Source organism: Micromonospora sp. DT233, from assembly GCF_049841815.1.
In the GTDB taxonomy this organism is placed as follows: domain Bacteria; phylum Actinomycetota; class Actinomycetes; order Mycobacteriales; family Micromonosporaceae; genus Micromonospora.
Map to the genome: position 1 here is coordinate 1 of NZ_JBNCLB010000028.1, position 5,384 is coordinate 5,384.

Below are 5,384 nucleotides of genomic sequence, written 5' to 3' on the forward strand. Positions count from 1 at the left end.
GAAAGAATGTCCGGCGGTGTCCTACTCTCCCACACCCTCACGAGTGCAGTACCATCGGCGCTGGAGGGCTTAGCTTCCGGGTTCGGAATGTAACCGGGCGTTTCCCCTCCGCCATGACCGCCGTAACTCTATCGACATATCAAACAACACCCACACGGGTCTGCTGTTCGTTTGTCGGGAGTTGCACAGTGGACGCGTAGCAGCTTCGTAGTCAAGTCCTCGGCCTATTAGTACCGGTCAACTCAACCCGTTACCGAGCTTACATTTCCGGCCTATCAACCCAGTCGTCTAGCTGGGGGCCTTACCCCACCAAAGGTGGGCGGGATACCTCATCTTGAAGCAGGCTTCCCGCTTAGATGCTTTCAGCGGTTATCCCTTCCGAACGTAGCTAACCAGCCGTGCCCTTGGCAGGACAACTGGCACACCAGAGGTTCGTCCGTCCCGGTCCTCTCGTACTAGGGACAGCCCTTCTCAAGTATCCTACGCGCACGGCGGATAGGGACCGAACTGTCTCACGACGTTCTAAACCCAGCTCGCGTACCGCTTTAATGGGCGAACAGCCCAACCCTTGGGACCTGCTACAGCCCCAGGATGCGACGAGCCGACATCGAGGTGCCAAACCATCCCGTCGATATGGACTCTTGGGGAAGATCAGCCTGTTATCCCCGGGGTACCTTTTATCCGTTGAGCGACACCGCTTCCACACGCAAGTGCCGGATCACTAGTCCCGACTTTCGTCCCTGCTCGACCTGTCAGTCTCACAGTCAAGCTCCCTTGTGCACTTGCACTCAACACCTGATTGCCAACCAGGCTGAGGGAACCTTTGGGCGCCTCCGTTACCTTTTAGGAGGCAACCGCCCCAGTTAAACTACCCACCAGACACTGTCCCTGAACCGGATAACGGCCCGAAGTTAGATACCCAAATCAACCAGAGTGGTATTTCAAGATTGCCTCCACCCATACTGGCGTAAGGGCTTCACCGGCTCCCACCTATCCTACACAAGCTAATTCGGATACCAATGTCAAGCTATAGTAAAGGTCCCGGGGTCTTTCCGTCCTGCCGCGCGTAACGAGCATCTTTACTCGTAATGCAATTTCGCCGGGCCTGTGGTTGAGACAGTGGGGAAGTCGTTACGCCATTCGTGCAGGTCGGAACTTACCCGACAAGGAATTTCGCTACCTTAGGATGGTTATAGTTACCACCGCCGTTTACTGGCGCTTAAGTTCTCCGCTTCGCCCCGAAGAGCTAACAGGTCCCCTTAACGTTCCAGCACCGGGCAGGCGTCAGTCCATATACATCGAATTACTTCTTCGCATGGACCTGTGTTTTTAGTAAACAGTCGCTTCCCCCTGCTCTCTGCGGCCATACAACGCTCCACCCGCAAGGGGCTTCACGTCTCCGGCCCCCCTTCTCCCTAAGTTACGGGGGCAATTTGCCGAGTTCCTTAACCACAGTTCGCCCGATCGCCTCGGTATTCTCTACCTGACCACCTGTGTCGGTTTGGGGTACGGGCCGCTAAGAACTCGCTAGAGGCTTTTCTCGGCAGCATAGGATCACTGACTTCACCTGAATCGGCTCGGCATCACGTCTCAGCCTATAGCACCGCGGATTTGCCTACGGTACGGCCTACACGCTTACCCCGGCACAACCACCGGCCGGGCTCAGCTACCTTCCTGCGTCACCCCATCGCTTGACTACTACCCGCCAGGTTCCCACGCTCCCCATGTTTGGTCCGAAGACCGCCCACAGTTCGGGTGGTTAGCACAACGAGATTCATCAGGGACGCTCTTTCGCGGGTACGGGAATATCAACCCGTTGTCCATCGACTACGCCTCTCGGCCTCGCCTTAGGTCCCGACTCACCCAGGGCGGATTAGCCTGGCCCTGGAACCCTTGGTCATCCGGCGGAAGGGTTTCTCACCCTTCTTTCGCTACTCATGCCTGCATTCTCACTCGTGCCGCGTCCACAACTGGGTCACCCCGCTGCTTCACCCCCGGCACGACGCTCCCCTACCCATCCACACACCTGCACAAGGAATCAAGTCCAAGCGAGGTTAAAATGTGAATGCCACAGCTTCGGCGGTGTGCTTGAGCCCCGCTACATTGTCGGCGCGGAACCACTTGACCAGTGAGCTATTACGCACTCTTTAAAGGATGGCTGCTTCTAAGCCAACCTCCTGGTTGTCTATGCGACCCCACATCCTTTTCCACTTAGCACACGCTTAGGGGCCTTAGCTGGTGATCTGGGCTGTTTCCCTCTCGACTACGAAGCTTATCCCCCGCAGTCTCACTGCCGCGCTCTCACTTACCGGCATTCGGAGTTTGGCTGATTTCGGTAAGCTTGTGGGCCCCCTAGACCATCCAGTGCTCTACCTCCGGCAAGAAACACGCGACGCTGCACCTAAATGCATTTCGGGGAGAACCAGCTATCACGGAGTTTGATTGGCCTTTCACCCCTAACCACAGGTCATCCCCCAACTTTTCAACGTTGGTGGGTTCGGCCCTCCACACGGTCTTACCCGCGCTTCAGCCTGCCCATGGCTAGATCACTCCGCTTCGGGTCTAGGACACGCGACTGAATAGCCCTATTCAGACTCGCTTTCGCTACGGCTCCCCCACACGGGTTAACCTCGCCACATGCCACTAACTCGCAGGCTCATTCTTCAAAAGGCACGCCGTCACCCCGCAAGGCTCCGACGGATTGTAGGCGAACGGTTTCAGGTACTATTTCACTCCCCTCCCGGGGTACTTTTCACCATTCCCTCACGGTACTTGTCCGCTATCGGTCACCAGGAAGTATTTAGGCTTACCAGGTGGTCCTGGCAGATTCACGGCAGATTACAGGGGTCCGCCGCTACTCGGGAACACCCACAGAAGATCAGCAACTTTCACCTACCGGACTCTCACCGTCTACGGTCAGCCATTCCAGACTGTTCGACTAGCCACTGATTTTATAACTCCTTGAACACGTGTCAGCATGTCCAGCAGGGTCCCACAACCCCGACCACGCAACCCCTGACAGGTATCACACGCAACCGGTTTAGCCTCAATCCGCTTTCGCTCGCCACTACTCACGGAATCACTAAATTGTTTTCTCTTCCTACGGGTACTGAGATGTTTCACTTCCCCGCGTTCCCCCCACACACCCTATGTATTCAGGTGCGGGTGACACCACATGACTGGTGCCAGGTTTCCCCATTCGGACACCCTGGGATCACAGCTTGGTTGACAGCTCCCCCAGGCCTATCGCGGCCTCCCACGTCCTTCATCGGCTCCTGGTGCCAAGGCATCCACCGTTCGCCCTTGACAACTTGACCACAAAGATGCTCGCGTCCACTGTGCAATTCTCAACAAACGACCAACCCACAACCCACAGCCCCACACCAAACCCGACCACCGCCGGCGGTATGCGAGACCAGGCCATGCCTGGCAACCACCCGAAGCCCGAAGCTCCGGAACGGCCACTGAAACAACAACCAACGGTTGTTCCTTCAGGACCCAACAGGGTGCTATCCGTACTCCCCCAGCCGCACCAAGAGCAATCGTTCCCACCACACTCCCGAAGAAGAGCGGCTGTACTAGACGCCCCCAGCCGTTGCCAGGGAAAAACTCACCAGTGTCTCCGCCATCTGAGCACCCCAACCCCACACTCGGAGGTCGCGGGCTCCATACCGTCTTTCAACGGATGGTGCTCCTTAGAAAGGAGGTGATCCAGCCGCACCTTCCGGTACGGCTACCTTGTTACGACTTCGTCCCAATCGCCAGCCCCACCTTCGACGGCTCCCTCCCACAAGGGGTTGGGCCACCGGCTTCGGGTGTTGCCGACTTTCGTGACGTGACGGGCGGTGTGTACAAGGCCCGGGAACGTATTCACCGCAGCGTTGCTGATCTGCGATTACTAGCGACTCCGACTTCACGGGGTCGAGTTGCAGACCCCGATCCGAACTGAGACCGGCTTTTTGGGATTCGCTCCACCTCACGGTATCGCAGCCCATTGTACCGGCCATTGTAGCATGCGTGAAGCCCTGGACATAAGGGGCATGATGACTTGACGTCATCCCCACCTTCCTCCGAGTTGACCCCGGCAGTCTTCGATGAGTCCCCGCCATAACGCGCTGGCAACATCGAACGAGGGTTGCGCTCGTTGCGGGACTTAACCCAACATCTCACGACACGAGCTGACGACAGCCATGCACCACCTGTGACCGCCCCCGAAGGACCTCACATCTCTGCGAGTTTTGCGGCCATGTCAAACCCAGGTAAGGTTCTTCGCGTTGCATCGAATTAATCCGCATGCTCCGCCGCTTGTGCGGGCCCCCGTCAATTCCTTTGAGTTTTAGCCTTGCGGCCGTACTCCCCAGGCGGGGCGCTTAATGCGTTAGCTGCGGCACAGGAAACCGGAGAGGCCCCCCACACCTAGCGCCCAACGTTTACAGCGTGGACTACCAGGGTATCTAATCCTGTTCGCTCCCCACGCTTTCGCTCCTCAGCGTCAGTATCGGCCCAGAGACCTGCCTTCGCCATCGGTGTTCCTCCTGATATCTGCGCATTTCACCGCTACACCAGGAATTCCAGTCTCCCCTACCGAACTCTAGCCTGCCCGTATCGACCGCAGGCTTGGGGTTGAGCCCCAAGTTTTCACGGTCGACGCGACAAGCCGCCTACGAGCTCTTTACGCCCAATAAATCCGGACAACGCTCGCACCCTACGTCTTACCGCGGCTGCTGGCACGTAGTTGGCCGGTGCTTCTTCTGCAGGTACCGTCACTTGCGCTTCGTCCCTGCTGAAAGAGGTTTACAACCCGAAGGCCGTCATCCCTCACGCGGCGTCGCTGCATCAGGCTTCCGCCCATTGTGCAATATTCCCCACTGCTGCCTCCCGTAGGAGTCTGGGCCGTGTCTCAGTCCCAGTGTGGCCGGTCGCCCTCTCAGGCCGGCTACCCGTCGTCGCCTTGGTAGGCCATCACCCCACCAACAAGCTGATAGGCCGCGAGCCCATCCCAGGCCGAAAAACTTTCCACCACCAGTCATGCGACCAGAAGTAATATTCGGTATTAGCCCCCGTTTCCGAGGGTTATCCCAAAGCCTAGGGCAGGTTGCTCACGTGTTACTCACCCGTTCGCCGCTCGAGTACCCCGAAGGGCCTTTCCGCTCGACTTGCATGTGTTAAGCACGCCGCCAGCGTTCGTCCTGAGCCAGGATCAAACTCTCCAACAAAAACCTGTTGAAAAACTGTCCCAGCAACAAACTAATGTTGCCAAAGGAATCCCCACCAACCAGACCACGAAGGCCCGGCCAGCGCGGGGTATAAATCATAATTGGCACTGGCTTATCAAGCACCCTGTTGAGTTCTCAAAGAACAACCACACACCATCCGAAACCCCC

At 57.5% G+C, this 5,384-nt stretch carries 3 rRNA genes; all 3 read right to left on the minus strand.

Annotated features, from left to right (window positions below):
• Positions 1-8: 8 nt before the first annotated feature.
• The 3 genes from rrf to ACLQ2V_RS28005 all read right to left on the minus strand — a co-directional run bounded on the left by rrf (position 9) and on the right by ACLQ2V_RS28005 (position 5,216).
• Positions 9-125, minus strand: a 5S ribosomal RNA gene (rrf, locus tag ACLQ2V_RS27995).
• A gap of 82 nt (positions 126-207) precedes the next feature.
• Positions 208-3,317 (minus strand): 23S ribosomal RNA (locus tag ACLQ2V_RS28000).
• A 382-nt stretch (positions 3,318-3,699) separates the two neighbouring features.
• Positions 3,700-5,216: ribosomal RNA gene (locus ACLQ2V_RS28005) — 16S ribosomal RNA — on the minus strand.
• The 16S, 23S and 5S rRNA genes sit together here, the layout of an rRNA operon.
• Positions 5,217-5,384 lie beyond the last annotated feature (168 nt).